This is a genomic window from Mailhella massiliensis, assembly GCF_900155525.1.
In the GTDB taxonomy this organism is placed as follows: domain Bacteria; phylum Desulfobacterota; class Desulfovibrionia; order Desulfovibrionales; family Desulfovibrionaceae; genus Mailhella; species Mailhella massiliensis.
Genome location: NZ_LT706937.1, coordinates 30,538 through 46,433, shown reverse-complemented (window position 1 = coordinate 46,433; position 15,896 = coordinate 30,538). Strand labels below are relative to the sequence as shown.

The following is a 15,896-nucleotide window of genomic DNA, read 5'->3' as shown; positions in this document are numbered from 1 at the left end:
CGCTTTCCCGGAAGGGAGGCGGGCTGCTTTTTCATGTCCTCTCCGGCGGCCGTGACGCGCGGAAGAGAAGCGTGAGGCTTCCACGGGGATGAGAAGATACGGCGCTCCGAGTTCCGGGCTGTCGTCTTCTCCTCCCGGGCGGAGAAGGGAGCTCTGCCGTCGGCATGACGCGTCGGGGGAGTACCCTCCTTGCCCGGAAGGCCGACGGGGGAAGGCTTTTTAAGGGAGGATGTTCCTCTGCCGGAATTTCCCTTGGAAAAAGTGCTTGCCAGACGGAGAGAAAACGTGTATGACCATCCTTCGGATGTCCGCCCAGGGCATCTATGCACTTGCCTGTAATGGAAAAGTCGCCCTCCTCGGAGAGGCGCACCTGCACCGACATACGGGAACAGGTTGTCATGCCTGCCAGCATCATTCAGGGAGTGTGCGCCGCTCAGCGGCTTTTTCCGGTTCGCCGGAGTACCTGTATCATGGGAAGCAGGCTTCAATTCTGACCCGTTTTTCGGAGGTTTTAATGTACGCTATTGTTGAAGTGCTCGGCAAGCAGTACCGCGTTCAGGAAGGCAACAAGGTTGTTGTCGACCTCATGAACGCTGAAAAGGACAGCGAAGTGTCCCTCGACCGCGTGCTCATGATCGGCGGCGAAAGCACCAAGATCGGCACCCCCGTCGTGGAAGGCGCCAAGGTGACCGCCAAGGTCGTCGATCACATCCTCGGCGACAAGGTCGTGGTGTTCAAGCACAAGCGCCGCAAGGCCGAACGCCGCACTCAGGGCCATCGTCAGGAATACACCGTTCTTACTGTTACCGGTATCGTCGCCTAACGGGCGTACCGTTTTTCTCCAAGGAGTTTCATCATGGCACATAAAAAAGCAGGCGGCAGCTCCCGCAACGGTCGTGACAGTGAAGGTCAGCGCAGAGGCGTGAAGCGCTTCGGCGGCCAGCATGTTCTTGCCGGCAACATCATTGTTCGTCAGCTCGGCACCGTGGTGTATCCCGGCGCCAACGTCGGCATGGGCCGCGACTACACCCTTTTCGCCAAGTGCGACGGCGTGGTGAAGTTTGAAAAGTTCTACCGCAAGCGTCGCGTGCACAAGCGCGTGAGCATCGTTCCCGCCGAAGCTGCGGCGTAAGCGTGCTTCTGGTATGACGTTTTGGGCGAGAAGGGCTGTGGCTCTTCCCGCCCTTTGCGTTTTTTGGAAAGCGGGCGCATTCTTGCTTCCGCTGCTGCGTCAGGGGCGGCCCGTCAAAGGCTGTCCGGCAACGGACCGGGCATATGTTCCCCGGAACAGGAAGGCAGCGCTTCAACCGACGAGAGGAAACCGATATGAAATTTGTGGATGAGGCCACCATTCAGGTGAAGGCCGGCAAGGGCGGCAACGGCTGCGTTTCCTTCCGCCGCGAAAAGTTTGTTGCCAAGGGCGGCCCGGACGGCGGCAACGGTGGCGACGGAGGCAATGTTTATGCCATTGCCTCCAACAGGCTTTACAGCCTGTACGATTTTCGCCTGAAGCGCATTTATGAGGCCCCCAACGGGCAGGGCGGCATGGGCAGCCAGTGCGACGGGCACAAGGGCGAGGATCTTATCATCGAACTGCCCGCCGGTACGCAGCTTTATGAACGTACGGGCGAGGGCGAAGTGCTCTTTGCCGACGTGTCCGATACGGAAAAGCCCGTGCTTCTCGCAGCCGGAGGCCGCGGCGGCAAGGGCAACGAACATTTCAAGTCCTCCACCATGCGTGCCCCGCGTTTTGCGCAGAAGGGGGAACCCGGCGAGGAGAAGACCTTCCGCCTTGAACTGAAGATTCTGGCCGACGCCGGTCTTCTGGGCCTGCCCAATGCGGGCAAGTCCACCTTCCTTTCCCGCGTGTCCGCCGCGCGACCCAAGATAGCGGATTATCCCTTCACTACGCTGACGCCCAACCTCGGCGTGCTCATCGACGACTGCGACCCCGACCGCCGCATGGTCATTGCCGATATTCCCGGCCTCATCGAAGGCGCGCATGAAGGGCAGGGCCTGGGCGACCGTTTCCTGCGTCATGTGGAGCGCACGCGTTTTCTCGTGCATATTCTCAGTGTGGAAGATGTGGACCCCGAGGCGGAAAATCCGTGGGAAGGCTTCGACCTCATCAACGACGAACTTTCTCTCTTCGACCCGGAGCTTGCCAGACGCCGCCAGATAGAGGTGGTGAACAAGATAGACCTGCGCACCCCCGAGGAACTCGAAGTGCTCAAGGCCCGCGCTGCCGCGGACGGCAGGGACATTCTTTTCATTTCCGCCAAAGAGGAAATCGGCATCGAGGAGCTGGTGGAGCGCATGTGGAAACTGCGCGATGAGCTGGACTTCAACGATCCGTTCGTGCACTATCAGGAAGAAGTGGTGGTGGATGAAGAATTCCCCGACATTGAAGTGATATGGACGCGCGAATAATGGATACCCGAGAAAAAACGCTCGCTTCGGCGCATACCCTTGTGGTGAAGGTGGGCAGTGCGGTGCTTACCACCGCCGAAGGACTGCATCTTTCCGTTCTGTATAATCTTGTGGAACAGCTTGCACGTCTGGTCCGCAGCGGCAGGCGCGTCTGCCTGGTGAGTTCCGGGGCCGTGGCCGCCGGACGCACCGCGCTGCCGGACCGCGGGCGCAGCGTGGAAGGCATATCCGGCAAGCAGGCTCTCGCCGCCATAGGACAGGGCTGTCTCATGCGTGAGTATGAGCACGCCTTTGCCGCGCAGGGGCTGCTGTGCGCGCAGGTACTGCTCACCCGTGACGACCTCCGCAGCCGTACGCGCTTTCTCAATGCCCGCAATACCTTCATGAATCTGCTGGACTGGGGTGTGGTGCCCATCGTCAACGAAAACGACACCGTGGCCGTACAGGAGCTGAAGTTCGGCGACAACGACCAGCTTGCCAGTCTGCTGCTCAATCTGGTGGAAGGGGATCTGTACATCAACCTCACGAGCGCCGCAGGCGTGATGGCGGCGAACCCCGAGTCCGCGGCTCCGGGGGAAAGCATTCCCTATCTTGAATGCATCGACGACATTGCGGAGCTGGACATAGAATCCCTGTGCGGAGCCAAGACCAGCGTGGGGACGGGCGGTATGCGCTCCAAACTCATGGCGGCGCGTCGTGCGGCGCAGCTCGGCGTGCCTACGCTTATTCTGCCGGGGCGTCGCCCCGATATTCTCGATGCCGCGTTTGCCGGGGAGAAGGTGGGCACCTGGGTACGTCCGGCGGAACAGGCCGTGTCGCGCCGCAAGTACTGGATGGCCTATCAGTCGGAACCTCAGGGCAGCATTCTTGTGGATGAGGGCGCGGCCCGTGCGCTGGAGGAAAAGGGCGGGAGCCTGCTTCCCGGCGGCATCCGCGCGGTGGAAGGCAGCTTTGAACCCGGGGCGCTGGTGCGCGTCGTGTGCGGGGATCACCACATCGGCGTGGGGCTGACCAACTACTCCTCGGAAGACCTTGAACGCATCAAGGGACTCCGCAGGCTGGAGGTGGCGGCCATTCTGGGGAATGCCCACTATCCTGAAGTGATACACCGCGACAATCTGCTGATCAACGCAGCCGTATGAACAAGGTTGAAAAAAGGCCGTAACCTTCGGGGAGCGGCCTTTTTCGCGCATAAAGCTTTCCTTTGGGGAGGATATTCCTCATTTTTCCGTTCACGGAGCGGCGCAAAAGGCTCAGGAATATTTTTTTGCGACGGGATGAAAAAAATGCTTGCCAAGGCGGGCGAATTTCTATAAGTTCCAGCTCGTGCCCAGGTGGTGGAATTGGTAGACACACTATCTTGAGGTGGTAGCGCCGAATGGCGTGGGAGTTCGAGTCTCCCCCTGGGCACCAGTCAGTATGTAAGGGCCGCGAAATTCTTTTCGCGGCCCTTTTTGCATTAAGGCCTTCAGGCAGTTGAGGGAGCGGAAGCGACCGAAACAGAAAACCACCCGCTTAGCGGGTGGACCACAAAATGGTTATACCTAAAAAAACACCTTTTCGATAAGACGGAGTTGTTCAGGCTCCCGTCCACATCGAAAAGGTGTTTTTTTATGGCGAAAGAACAAAATCTGGCACATACGAAATGGCTGTGTAGGTACCATATTGTCTTCACTCCGAAGTATAGGAGAAAAGTGATTTACGGGCAATACCGTGAAGAAATAGGAAAAATAATACGACAGCTTTGTAATTACAAGGGAATCGAAATTATTGAGGGACATATGATGATAGACCATGTGCATATGCTTGTCATGATACCGCCGAAGTATGCGATATCGTCGGTTATGGGGTATATAAAGGGTAAAAGTTCACTGATGATTTTTGATAAATTTTCCCAGCTGAAATACCGGTATGGCAATCGGAGATTCTGGAGCGTGGGATATTACGTCAGCACAGCAGGTTTGAACGAAGCAACGATCAGGAAATATATACGGGATCAGGATAGAGAAGATATCATGCTTGATAAGAGGACGTGCAGGGAATATACGGATCCGTTCAGTCCAAAGCAGGGAAAGCTCCTTTAGGAGCAGGCTACGAGTCAAAGTACATGGGGGCTTGAACTGTTGAAAAAAAGGCAGGGCGCCGACTAGAGAAGTTCAAGCCGGCGCCCTTAAGGCGCGAGTAAGTAACAAGCCCTTACAGGGCTGGTCAAGCCACCCGTTTTACGGGTGGTCCTGACTCCGTTCTCTGCTGCAGGCTCCGTTTACCTTTTCGAAAGGCGGAGCCTGCATGTTTTTCGTTGCACGTTGCANGAGCAGGCTAAGAGTCAAAGTACATGGGGGCTTGAACTGTTGAAAAAAAGGCAGGGCGCCGACTAGAGAAGTTCAAGCCGGCGCCCTTAAGGCGCGAGTAAGTAACAAGCCCTTACAGGGCTGGTCAAGCCACCCGTTCTACGGGTGGTCCTGACTCCGTTCTCTGCTGCAGGCTCCGTTTACCTTTTCGAAAGGCGGAGCCTGCATGTTTTTCGTTGCACGTTGCATGTTGTCTTCCGGTGTTTTCTGCGTTGCCGGATACGCGGTGCGGGATGCTTTTTGTCGTGGGCGATGCAGGCGGGAGACGGCCGCCGTTTTCCGAAGGGGGAGCAGAGGGAGTTTTTTCGTCTACGCAGAGGTGGACGCGAGGCGTGTTTTATCTGTACCATGCCGGAATGTATGGGCTATATGTTTCAGTAGAAGGGGAGCCGGAAGGCCGGAAAACGGAAGAGAGCTGTCCGTACCGGCATTGTCCGGTCCTTTGCCGGAAGCGCCGGACACATACGCCTTGCGTGCAGAGCTTCCGGGAGCGGCGCTTTGCCTCCGAAGCGGGTTCGGACAGGCGCAAAACACGGCCTTTGCACGGCCTCTTACCGGAGCCGGCATCATACCGGCAGGAGAACGTATGGATCGCTTTATCTATATTCATGGTCTGAACAGCGGAGCGCAGAGTCGTTCCGGCAGGGAGCTTTCCGAACTGCTCGGTACGGAGGTCATCCGTCCTGAATACGATTATGCCCGGCCTTTTGCCGAATGCCTCTGTTCCCTGCGCCGGCAGATCATGGAGGCCGTGGACGAGAAGAACGACCGTCTCTGCGTCATGGGGTCCTCGCTGGGGGGCTTTTACGCGCTTCAGTTGCGGCATCCGTCCATCGTCCATGTGGCAGCATGGAATCCCGTAGTGTTTCCGGCCATGCAACTGGAACAGTTCCTCGGAACCAATACGCGTTTTACCGATGGTTCTTCGTGGGAATTCACGCGGGAAACGCTGCTGTCCTATGCGCAGGCGCCCGATCCCCGTCCCTGGCGCAATGAAATGTGGGCCCGTGAGGAACGCCGTGAAGCGTGCGCGCAGGAGGCTTCCGCCCCCGTTCTCATGATGGGCGGACGCGGCATTTCCCTGCGGGCGGAAGAACGGCAGAAGGGTACGTTCGCCCTCAGGGAACGCATGGAGCCGCCCCGTCGCGACATTTTCCTCGGCAATGCCGACGATGTTCTTGATTCCCGTCTCGCCCGAGCCTTCTGGCAGGGGGGAGCGGAACTGCATGATATTGCTTCCGGGCATCAGATCATGGACTATTCCCACGCCGTGGACATTCTGAAACACGGCAAGCTGCTGGAGAATTTTTCCTGCTGGGACGCCGGGGAACCCTTTGCAGAGCCGTTTCACGAAGCCGCGCGTTTTGAACTGGCGGGTCTGTTCGATGCCGGGGTCGCACTGGCGCGGGCGCGCCGCATACTCTGGCTTGCCGATGTGGAATATATGGAACTGGAAGAGGAAAACGGCGGGGAACGCCGTGTCGTCATTGCCGTGTTCTTCCCTCTGCGTCACGAGGCGCGTATGAAGCGGCTTCTTGCCGGACTGGTCCGCCTCTGTGGAGGGAAGGACTATGTGCTTGTCCGGGCCGACGGGCAGATGCTGCGGCATCAGATGGCGGCGCATAGCCTCCTGGACGCGGAATATCGCCTGCCGCTGGAGCAGAATTCCTTTTCTGCAGCCTGGGAATCGGCCTTTCCCGGCAGGCGCTGCATCAGTGCCCGCTGGCAGGGGCATCAGCTCCACGGCTCGTTCATGAACGCGTCTCTGCGCGACCGTTTTTCCTCTCTGTGGGACAGAAACGAAGATCCGGTGGAGGCTTTTGAACGGTTGTAGGCGGGAAGGGCTGTCCGCCCGGAAAGGGATGTTGCCCGGCGCGTGCGCCTCGTCCTGCGTCGGGCTTTCCCGGTATGCGGGAAGCAGGGGGGACACGGAAAAGCCCCTGCCGTGCGGAAGGAGAGATCCTCCGACCGGGGGGCGGAACCTGTGCGGAATGCGGCGCATAAAAACAGGAAGCTCCGCAGGGCGCGGATTCTTTTGCGGGAAACGGGGAGAGGCCGGAAAAGCGTTCGTGCCGTGCCTTGTGGAGTACGGCCTTTTCTTCGGGCGAATGCCGTTCGGGCGGAAGAACATGTTCCTGCTGGTCTGCCGCGGAAGGTTGTCTGTCCGGGGAAGTGTTCTTTCCGTTTTCAGGCGAAGCGTTTTTCGCGTCCCGGGCGTCCCTGTTCGTGGCAGCCCGTACCCGGGCGGCCGGAGCTTAGTCGCGGATGGCGTCGAGGGGCCATGCAGAGTGCTTCTCTCCGTTGTCTCACAAGGCGCAGGGAGCTTCCGTTCCGACCGTGTCTGCTTGCCGCAGGCATGGCGTTTTCTTCGGAAGCGCCGGACAGATACTGCAGGGCGTCGCCGCTTGCCCGGACGTCGGGCTGCTGTACGCGTCGGGAAGGGCGGAAAATAAAGCGCAGCGCCATGCCGTTCTGCCGGACGGCATGAAGACAGACGGCGGCATCCTGATCGGCGACATGCCGCAGGTTCAGCCCGGTTGACTGCACGGCCAGGAGCCGGAGCGAAGAAGGGGGGACAGGAGTACCCGTTGCAGGTATCACTTTCCGCCGCCGTTGAAAAATGCCCGGCGTCAGCGCGCGTTTTTTGGCCTGTGGACATAGCGCAGAGATTCGCCGTCATTGCTCAGAGCCGCTGTACATGTCTCCTCATCCTGTCCCGGGACGAACTGCAGCGCCTGTCCCCATGTCTGCACCACATTCATGATGACCTTGCGCGAGGGACTTGCCATCCAGCGTATGCTGTAGGGATCGGAACGCAGAGCGGCAAGCTGGAGGTCTTCGTCCTGCTCGGGAACAAGGCGTATGGCGCCGCCGTACTGTGCCACGGCTTCCCGGCAGATTTCGGGGGTTTTGTTCCGTACATAGAGCAGGGCGTCGCCTTCGTTGCGCACGGCGGCAAGGCAGATGTTTTCCGTCTGATTGCGTACATAACGCAGGGCTTCGCCGTTTTCCCGTACGGCGGCGAGACAGATTTCTTCCGTCTGTTCAAGAACATGGCGCAACGCAAGGCCGCTTTCCCGCACGGCGGCCAGGCATACGATGCGGCTCTGACGGCGCACATGGCGCAGGGCTTCGCCGTTTTGACGCACGGCGGCAAGGCAGACCGCTTCGCTCTGCCGGTCTTCATCAAGAAGTTCCAGCGCGTCGGGGTCGGCCGTGACGGCGCGCAGACAGGCGGCTTCCGTGGGGTGTTTCATGCGCAGCAGCGCCTTGCGGGCCGAGGCCTTCCTGTCCAGAAAAAGATCGGGATCTGCGCCTTCGGGAAGAAAAGAGGTACCCCGGCAGGAAAGGGCGGCAAGGCGGAGAAGTTCCGGCGTGATGCTGCGTACATGACGCAGGGCGTCGGGGTTCTGCTTCAGCGCAAGCTCGCATAGCTCCGTATTCTGTTCCTTCACAAAGCGCAGGGCCAGTCCGTTCTGCGTGACGGCCGCCCGGCAGAGAACGGGCGTCTGTTCCTGCACATATTCCAGTGCCTCGCCGTCTTCCTGTACGGCGGCAAGGCAGATTTCCGGCGTCTGACACCGTACATGGCGCAGCGTAAGCCCGTTTTCCCGTACGGCGGCAAGGCAGAGTTCCTCGTCCTGTTCACGCAGAAAGGCGAGCAGTTCCGGTTCCTCCCACAAGAGGGAAAGAATTTCGTTCCGGGTGTTTTTTTCCTCGGCGATGCCCCCGGGGGCATGATGGTGATGAGACATGTGTTCTCCTTGCTGACGCCGCTTTGCCGGCGGATGATATTCCCTGAAAACACCATAGCAGCAGAAGGAGAACGAAAAAGAAAAGATGTCGGCCCCATCCACCTATGGGTGGACGGGAACGGGAAGGATGACCGGGGAAGAGGGATGACTGCCGGGAAGATGCCGTGCATTCCGCTCCGGTGACGAGGGGACGACCGGACACTCATGCGGGGAACAGCAGGGGACTTATTCCTCGTCCGAAGGCTCCACGCCTATGACTTCCGCCTCATGCCCCCACTGTTTTGCCCAGTACAATACTTCCTGCGGATCGGAAACGCGCACGGAAAAAAGCAGTTCATGTTCGGAACGGCGGATGCGCTGGCTGGAATGCCAGTTTTTTTCCAGAACGTAGTGCATGGCATTGCCGGTGAAGCGCAGCGTGACATCGTAGAGCCTGTCGCCGAACACGCCGGAAAAGGCGTTTTTCTGCTTTTCTTCAAATCCACCGTCGTCCATGGGGTCCCAGCTGCAGAAAATGCCGGTGGCGCGTACCTCATCAATGCGGTTCAGGCGGAAGATTTTCCAGGCCGGTGGCGTTTCATCCACCGTTCTGGCGTAGAGGTACATGGCCCGTTTGCGGATATAGAGGCGGCGGGGGTCCAGTTCCCGCCAGCTCCGGGTCCAGTCCGCGGCGCGCGTATACAGAATGCGGACGCGCTGCCCGCGGCTTACGGCGTCCTGAAGAGCGGCCAGCACTTCCGGCCTGACGCCGAAGGCTCCCTGAGTGACGCAGGAGTCGAAACTTTTCTGCAGTTGTTCCCGGAAGGGAGAATCCAGCCCTCCGGCAAGTTTCCGGCCCGTTTCCATGGCAAGGGCCGCCAGCGTACCGTCGCCTTCGGCGGCAAGATGTTCCAGCGCGAACATAAGCAGAAGGCGGTCGCTGAAGGTGAGTCCCGTGATGGGCGTCAGCCTGTCCTCCAGAATGCGGAAACCGCGGTTTTTCTGAAAATCGAAGCGGAAACCCACATCCGCCAGAGCGCTTTTATCCTTATAATACTGGCTGCGGCTGATGCCGAACCTGCGCCACAGGCTTTCCTGCGTCTGATGCGGTTCCCGGCGTATTTCCTGTGCAATGCGCAGAAGCCGCGTGATTCTCGGCGAGTCGTCTTCCTGAAGGTGATGTGCGCTGTCCATGATGCCCTCCTGTCGTGAGAGTTGCGTGAATTTTCTGCAAACGCAAGAAAAAACAGAGACCGGGCGTTTCTTTTCCAATGGCGGCCGCCCGTGAAGAGAAAACGGGGGATGTCCGCGTCATGGTTCCTCACGGGAGATTTCTTGCCGTATCATCCCTGCGGGCATACCATGGGCGCAGGGATGAGCGCAGCTTCCGCCCGTCGTATCCGGGCGGAGACTCAAACGTCGTACGGAGTGTTTATGGCCACCATGATTCCCGCTTCCCTTCCTGAGGAAGCCACCGAGGGTGAAAGGCGTCTTTACCGTTTTCTGGAAAAGCTTCCCGTGTTCTTCACGGCGTGGATCAATCCTTCTCTGGATGGTGAGACGGCCGATTTCGTGCTCTATACGCCGAAAAATGGTCTTATCGTGCTGGAAGTGAAGGACTGGGCGCTGGATCAGGTGGTTTCGGCGGACAGAAACGTGGTCCGGCTGCGCCTGGGATGGAAGGAAGAGAACCGTACCTGTCCGTTCGGGCAGTCGCAGCACTACCTTAACCTTCTGAAGGCCATGTTTCAGAAGCCGGGAGGAAAGGAATTTCTGCTCCCCCTGCAATGCGGCGTGGTGTTGCCGAATATGAGGCGTGCCGATTATGAGGAGCGGCTGCGCCGTGATCCTTTGATTTCGGAACTGACATCCCCCCGTACCACGCTGTTTCAGGAAGAACTGGAAGCGCTGGAGCGTGCTTCCGACAAGGGCGGATTTTTTCAGAACATGCTGAACGAACGCTTTCCCTGCCGTTTTTTTTACGAGCACGGCAAAACTCTTGTGCAGACCGTGGAACGCAAGCTGGGCCATGCCGTGATCATGCAGATACCCGGTGTGGACTGGCAGAGCGGGGAAAAGAGGCTGGTGACGCTGGATGAAGAGCAGGAAAAGGCGGCCCTTCGTTTCACCGGCGGCCGGAGACTGCTGCGCGGCGCGGCAGGCTGCGGGAAAACATTGATTCTGGCGCGGAGGGCGGAAGAGATTCTTAAGAAAAGCCCCTCCGCAAAAGTGCTTTTTCTCTGCTTCAATCTTTCCCTTGCGGGCTATATCCGGCGTATGCTTGCGGAAAGAGCCCTGCCTCTGGGAACGGGCGGGGTGGAGGTCATGCCCGTGTTCGATCTTATGGCCCGTATTCTCGGAGACAAGGTGGAGGAGAAGGAGAACGCCGACTACTACAGGACCGTGCAGGCCATGGCAGTGGAGGAACTGGAAGCCGGTCATGAACTTTGCGGAATCTGGGATGCCGTGCTTGTGGATGAGGCGCAGGACTTCACCCCCATGATGGTGCGAGCCGTGACGCTGCTTCTGAGGGAGGACACGTCGCTTCTCGCGGCCATGGATGCGGAGCAGCACCTCTATGCCGAGAGCAGTCCCGAAACGTGGCTGAACATGCCCGGTATGAAGACGTTTTCGTTGAAGAACCGTTACCGCTCCACCCGGCAGATCGCAGCTTTTGCGGAAGACTGGCTCGATGCGGAGGTTTACGCACCGGATAAGGAGCTGGGTGTTCTGGATGGCGACATGCCGGAAGTGCGCTACGCTTCCGGCAGGGAGGAGGCCGCCGCCATGGCCGCTTCCGGCGTGGCGGATATGCGCCGTTCCGGTCTGCCCCAGGGAGAAATGGCCGTTCTCTATGCAAGAACGGACGGCAACCTGCCCCATCTGCTGCTCGATGCCCTTGCCCGTCGCGGCATGATGACGCTGTGGCCTTCGGAAGATGAGCGCGCCAAACGCCGTTACGACATCACTACGGATTCCGTTACGGTTTCCACCATACACAGCATGAAGGGCATGGATTTTGCCTGCGTCACGTTGGTGCTGCCCCTCAGCCTTGCGGAAGGCAGGGAACATCTTCTGCTCAGGGAGAGCCGGGACCGCCGTGCTTTCTGGGAACGGAGAAGAGAGCGGGGGATGACGCGCAGCGAAGCCCGGTTTCACGCTCTTGTTTATGTGGGCATGACCCGCGCCCGCCGTCAGCTCACCGTCATCTGGTATGACGACGGAAAGAAGAGCGGAGTTTGAGAGGAGGAAACGTGAAGTGGTAGAGGGAACTTTGTCGGGAAAGCCCCTGAAAGAAATTTACAGCTCGAAAGCAGGAAAAGTTTTCCGTGAAAGTCGGGCATATGGAAAGGCGTTTTCTGCATGATACAGACGTAGAAAGCGACCCGGAATACCCGGATCGCTTTCTATGAGGAAGATGCATGGGGGCGTGCATCAGGGCCCGAGGGGCAGGTCATGCCTAGGTTCAGGACTCATTAAATATAAAAGATGACAATGGCAGCGAGACAAATAGCCGAAAAGAACGTGTGGGCACAACGGTCATAACGCATGGCTATTCTGCGCCAATCCTTGAGCCGGCCGAACATGATTTCTATCTTGTGCCGCTGCTTATAAACCTCCTTGTCATAGGCCACCGGAGTTTTCCGGCTGTGTCTGCCGGGAATACACGGCGTGATTCCTTTACGGGACAAGGCATGACGAAACCAGTCGGCATCATAGCCTCTATCCGCCAGAAGCTCCCCGGCCTGCGGCAGAGTATCAAGCAGGACAGCAGCGCCTTTGTAGTCGCTCACCTGACCGCCGGACAGATGGAAGGCCAACGGTTGACCGAAGGCATTGCAGACAGCGTGGAGTTTTGAATTCAGGCCGCCTTTTGTGCGTCCGATACATCGGGAAAGGCCCCTTTTTTCAGCAAACTTGCTGCTGTCCTGTGTGCCTTGAGATGTGTGGCATCAATCATCAAGCGTGTTGTGGAGCCGTTTTGCTCAACAAGCTCCGCAAAAATCCTGTTAAAGACCCCCAATCGGCTCCAGCGGATAAAACGATTGTAGAGAGTTTTGTATGGTCCATACTCGCGCGGAGCATCTTTCCATTGCAGGCCGTGCTTGATGACATAGATAATGCCGCTGACGACACGCCTGTCATCGACTCTCGGAATGCCATGGGAACGAGGAAAGTAGCGTTTGATACGAGCAATCTGTTCATGAGAAAGATAAAAAAGTTCCTTCATGGCATCCTCCCTATGCCGACAATAAGAACTTTTTACCCTTTTGGCAATTAATGAGTCCTGAGCCTAGAACAGCACGGAGGGAAGCCAGAGAGCTATCTGCGGGAATACCGCAAGCAGGAAGACCAGGAACATCATGGCCAAGAAGAAGGGGATCACTCTGCGGAAAATGCTGGCCATGGGCACATCGGTGGCTACGCTGCTCAGGGCAAAAACGTTGATGCCCACGGGAGGAGTGATCTGCCCGGCTTCCATGAGAATGACGACCACCACGCCGAACCACACCGGGTCGAAGCCGAGTTCTATGATGGTGGGGTAGATGGCGGGCAGCGTGAGCAGGATCATGGGGATGACGTTCATGAGGCAGCCCATGATGATGTAGAAGAGTACGATGGCCGCAAGCAGTACATATCTGTTGACGTGGAGACTTACTACGGTGTCGGCCAGATCGTAAGGCAGGGCAGTGGCAGCGAGGAATGTACCCAGAATGCTCACTCCGATAAGTATCAGAAGAAGCCTGCCGGTGACCTGTGCCGTGGAATTGAGTGCGCTCTTGAAGTCGTTCCAGCTGAGGCGACGACGACACAGTGCATAGAGAAGCGTGCCGGCCGCGCCGACGGCACCGCCTTCGTTGGGACTGAACCAGCCGAGGAGAATGCCGCCGAGAATGAGAAAGATCAGGGCGACCATGGCGAAGATTCCTTTGATGGAACGTATTTTTTCCTTAAAGGTGGTGGATTCCCCACGAGGGGAGAGCTCAGGATGCCGATAGGCGATGAAGAGCAGCACGGATATGAACATGAGCGTAAGGAGAATACCGGGGATGACGCCTGCGACAAAGAGCTTTCCTATGGAGACTTCGGTCACGAGCGCATAGAAAATGAAGCCTGTGCTCGGGGGGATGAGTATGCCCAGAGTGCCGCCTGCGGCGAGAGTTGCACAGGCAAGGCCGGGGTCGTACTTCTTCTTGCGCATTTCAGGAAGGGCTACGGAAGCCATGGTCACGGCGGTGGCCATGGAATCGCCGGAAACGGCGGCGAAACCCGCGCATCCGCTTACGGTGGCTATGCCGAGGCCGCCCGGCTGGCGGCCGAGCCATACGTTGGCGGCGTTGAACAGATCCCGGCTGATGCCGCTGTACATGGCCAGCTCTCCCATAAGGATGAACATGGGAACTACGGTATAGGTATAGTTTGAGGCCACATTGTAGGGATTGACGCCCAGCATGGAGAAGGAAGCCTTGAAGTTGGGGTATATGACCAGCATGCCGATATATCCCATAAGCGCCATGGCCAGCCCTATGGGCATGCCCAGAAGTATGCTTGCCATGAGAATGACCATGCCGAGGGAGCCGAGAAGCATGTAGTTGTCGGCAATTTCCGTTCCGCGGACGAAGAACGGCACGGAAAGCAGCAGTACGCTTAATACGATGCCGCACAGGAAGGAAAGGTGCATTCGTCGGGAAAGCATGTCCGCCGCAACGGAGATGAAGTTCGCAAGCAGAGCGAGGGAAAAGATGAGACAGCCGAGAGCACCGTAGAAGATGAAGGGCGCAAGCGGAATGCCGAGCATGCCGCTCAGCTCGTTGGTGCCGGACTTGGTCACGCCGTTCTGGAATACGCACCAGGTGATGAGGCAGAGCAGCAGAAAGGGGCACAGCGTGGAAACAGCTTCCAGCATATCCCGCACACGCGGGGAAAAGTGATCGGTAAGCAGGGTGACACGGATGTGGGAACGATCGTCCTGAATGTATCCCAGACTGCTGAAGACAAGGATGACCATGCAGAACTCGACAAGCTCCATGGCTCCGATGAGGGATTTGTTGAACAGAAAACGGCTGAGTACATCCAGAACCGTAGGGATGACCATGAGTCCCGCGGCCAGCGCGGAGAGTCTGTAGAAGACTCCGTTGACGCTTTTGGAAAGCACGGCCAGGCGATGCGCAGCATTTTCAATACCGGAACTCATGATTATCCTCCCTTGCGGTGTTGTTGGTTTCGGATGCAGCATGCGGATATCTTTTCTGTCCCGGAAATGCGATCATTCCGGGACAGAAAAGAGGGGAGAAGGGATTACCGGGGCTTTGACAGAGAGTTGGTTACTTCCGCGCCTACCTTGCGGACCTGTTCAAGCAGTGCCCTCGCATCTTTTTCGGCAATGCCGAGTTCTACAACCTTGTTTATCCATGCCTGATCCAGAGGTGCGCAGGCCTTGACCCAGCGTTCGTATTCTGCATCGTCCAGAGTATAGAATTTGGCTCCTGCCTTGGTAAGAAGTTCTCTGCCGGAAACGTCGCCTTCATCCATGACACCGGACATGCGGGCCGCCCAGGACTCGCTGCAGCAGGTGCTTTCAATGGCCTTCTGAATATCCGGGGGGAAGCTGTCCCACAGATCCTTGTTGATGCCGACGAAGCGGATGTCCTTGCAGAGGCTCACCAAGGTGATGTGCTTGATGATATCCTGGATCTTGATGGAGCCGGAGGCCAGCAGGGAAAAGAGGGCGGAGTCGGCAGAATTGCGCGAGAGCGTCATGTAGATGTCGGGAAGAGGAACAGTGATGGGGTTGGCGTCCAGCGCCTGCACGGCGTCGGCAAAGGGTTTGCTCATGCACGTCATGCGCAGCCCCTTCATATCTTCAAGCTTTGTGACGGGCTTTTCCTTGGTCATGATCTGCATGGAGCCGCCTCCCCAGTATCCGAGGACCTTGACGGATGCCATTTCTTTCTGCAGCAGGGGCGAGGACTGGAATACGCGCCATGCCGTCACCCCCTGAGCTGTGGAATTTCCTGTAATAAGGGGAAGCAGGAAGACATCGTGCAGAGGAAAACGGCCGGTGTTGCGCGCATGGTCAATGGCACCCATATCGATGGCGCCGCTTTCGATGGAGGTAACGATTTCGTTTACCGGGCAGATGGTGTTGGGATTGAAGTAACGTATTTTTACCTGCCCGTTGGTGGCTTTTTCAATTTCCTTGAGCCAGGGCAGAAGACCGTTGGTTACGCTGGGGTGGGATTCGAAGTCTGATCCTGTAAAACGCAGGTTCCAGGTCTTCGCCTGTGAGGCTATGGGCAGGGTAAAGCTGAACGCCACTGTGGCTGCCAGAGCAATGAGGAAGCGCTTGTTCATAGAGACCTCCGTATTCTCAAAACTG

The 15,896-nt window shown here is 57.9% G+C and carries 13 protein-coding genes and 1 tRNA gene; 8 read left to right on the top strand and 6 right to left on the bottom strand.

Annotation, left to right across the window (positions count from 1 at the left end; genetic code table 11):
- The first annotated feature begins 514 nt into the window (after positions 1-514).
- The 7 genes from rplU (at position 515) to CZ345_RS00725 (ending at position 6,615) form a co-directional block, all read left to right on the top strand.
- Positions 515-823, top strand: coding sequence for a 50S ribosomal protein L21 (gene rplU, locus CZ345_RS00755; protein WP_077071293.1), 309 nt, complete (start codon positions 515-517; stop codon positions 821-823).
- Positions 824-856: 33 nt separating this feature from the next.
- Entirely contained in the window at positions 857-1,132 is a 276-nt protein-coding gene (gene rpmA, locus CZ345_RS00750; RefSeq protein WP_077071292.1) for a 50S ribosomal protein L27, read from the top strand.
- A 194-nt stretch (positions 1,133-1,326) separates the two neighbouring features.
- Positions 1,327-2,430: a GTPase ObgE gene (obgE, locus tag CZ345_RS00745; RefSeq protein ID WP_077071291.1), complete on the top strand. Its 1,104-nt coding sequence runs from the start codon at positions 1,327-1,329 to the stop codon at positions 2,428-2,430.
- On the top strand, positions 2,430-3,572 hold the full coding sequence (gene proB / locus CZ345_RS00740) for a glutamate 5-kinase (protein WP_077071290.1): 1,143 nt from the start codon (positions 2,430-2,432) through the stop codon (positions 3,570-3,572). Before obgE ends, proB begins: the two co-directional genes overlap by 1 nt.
- A 186-nt stretch (positions 3,573-3,758) precedes the next feature.
- Positions 3,759-3,843: transfer RNA gene (locus tag CZ345_RS00735), tRNA-Leu, on the top strand.
- 200 nt (positions 3,844-4,043) lie between these two features.
- Positions 4,044-4,514 (top strand): IS200/IS605 family transposase, encoded by a 471-nt coding sequence (gene tnpA, locus CZ345_RS00730; RefSeq protein ID WP_077071289.1) that lies wholly within the window; start codon positions 4,044-4,046, stop codon positions 4,512-4,514.
- An 853-nt stretch (positions 4,515-5,367) separates the two neighbouring features.
- The gene (locus tag CZ345_RS00725) at positions 5,368-6,615 is read left to right on the top strand and encodes a YqiA/YcfP family alpha/beta fold hydrolase (RefSeq protein WP_077071288.1); all 1,248 of its coding nucleotides are present in this window, start codon (positions 5,368-5,370) and stop codon (positions 6,613-6,615) included.
- Between the two features lie 353 nt (positions 6,616-6,968).
- On the opposite strand, the gene CZ345_RS16425 is transcribed toward CZ345_RS00725, so the two are convergent.
- The 3 genes from CZ345_RS16425 to CZ345_RS00710 form a co-directional block, all read right to left on the bottom strand.
- Entirely contained in the window at positions 6,969-7,328 is a 360-nt protein-coding gene (locus tag CZ345_RS16425) for a hypothetical protein (protein ID WP_144277190.1), read from the bottom strand.
- Positions 7,329-7,411: 83 nt separating this feature from the next.
- Positions 7,412-8,536, bottom strand: coding sequence for a DUF4116 domain-containing protein (locus tag CZ345_RS00715; RefSeq protein WP_077071286.1), 1,125 nt, complete (start codon positions 8,534-8,536; stop codon positions 7,412-7,414).
- Positions 8,537-8,761: 225 nt separating this feature from the next.
- Entirely contained in the window at positions 8,762-9,709 is a 948-nt protein-coding gene (locus CZ345_RS00710) for a helix-turn-helix transcriptional regulator (protein ID WP_077071285.1), read from the bottom strand.
- 240 nt (positions 9,710-9,949) lie between these two features.
- On the opposite strand from CZ345_RS00710, the gene CZ345_RS00705 reads away from it, so the two are divergent.
- Positions 9,950-11,758 (top strand): nuclease-related domain-containing DEAD/DEAH box helicase, encoded by a 1,809-nt coding sequence (locus CZ345_RS00705; RefSeq protein WP_077071284.1) that lies wholly within the window; start codon positions 9,950-9,952, stop codon positions 11,756-11,758.
- 233 nt (positions 11,759-11,991) lie between these two features.
- Here the strand turns inward: CZ345_RS00705 and CZ345_RS16060 are convergent.
- From CZ345_RS16060 to dctP, 3 genes are all read right to left on the bottom strand, one after another.
- Positions 11,992-12,746, bottom strand: a protein-coding gene (locus tag CZ345_RS16060) for an IS5 family transposase (protein ID WP_204224230.1) whose coding sequence is annotated in 2 segments (ribosomal slippage) — positions 11,992-12,413 and positions 12,413-12,746 — 756 coding nt in all. Because the reading frame shifts where the segments join, the coding sequence is not laid out codon by codon here.
- Positions 12,747-12,809: 63 nt separating this feature from the next.
- Positions 12,810-14,711 (bottom strand): TRAP transporter large permease, encoded by a 1,902-nt coding sequence (locus tag CZ345_RS00690; RefSeq protein ID WP_162274901.1) that lies wholly within the window; start codon positions 14,709-14,711, stop codon positions 12,810-12,812.
- Positions 14,712-14,815: 104 nt separating this feature from the next.
- Positions 14,816-15,871, bottom strand: a complete 1,056-nt coding sequence (gene dctP / locus CZ345_RS00680; RefSeq protein WP_077071281.1) for a TRAP transporter substrate-binding protein DctP — start codon at positions 15,869-15,871, stop codon at positions 14,816-14,818.
- Between the last annotated feature and the right edge of the window lie 25 nt (positions 15,872-15,896).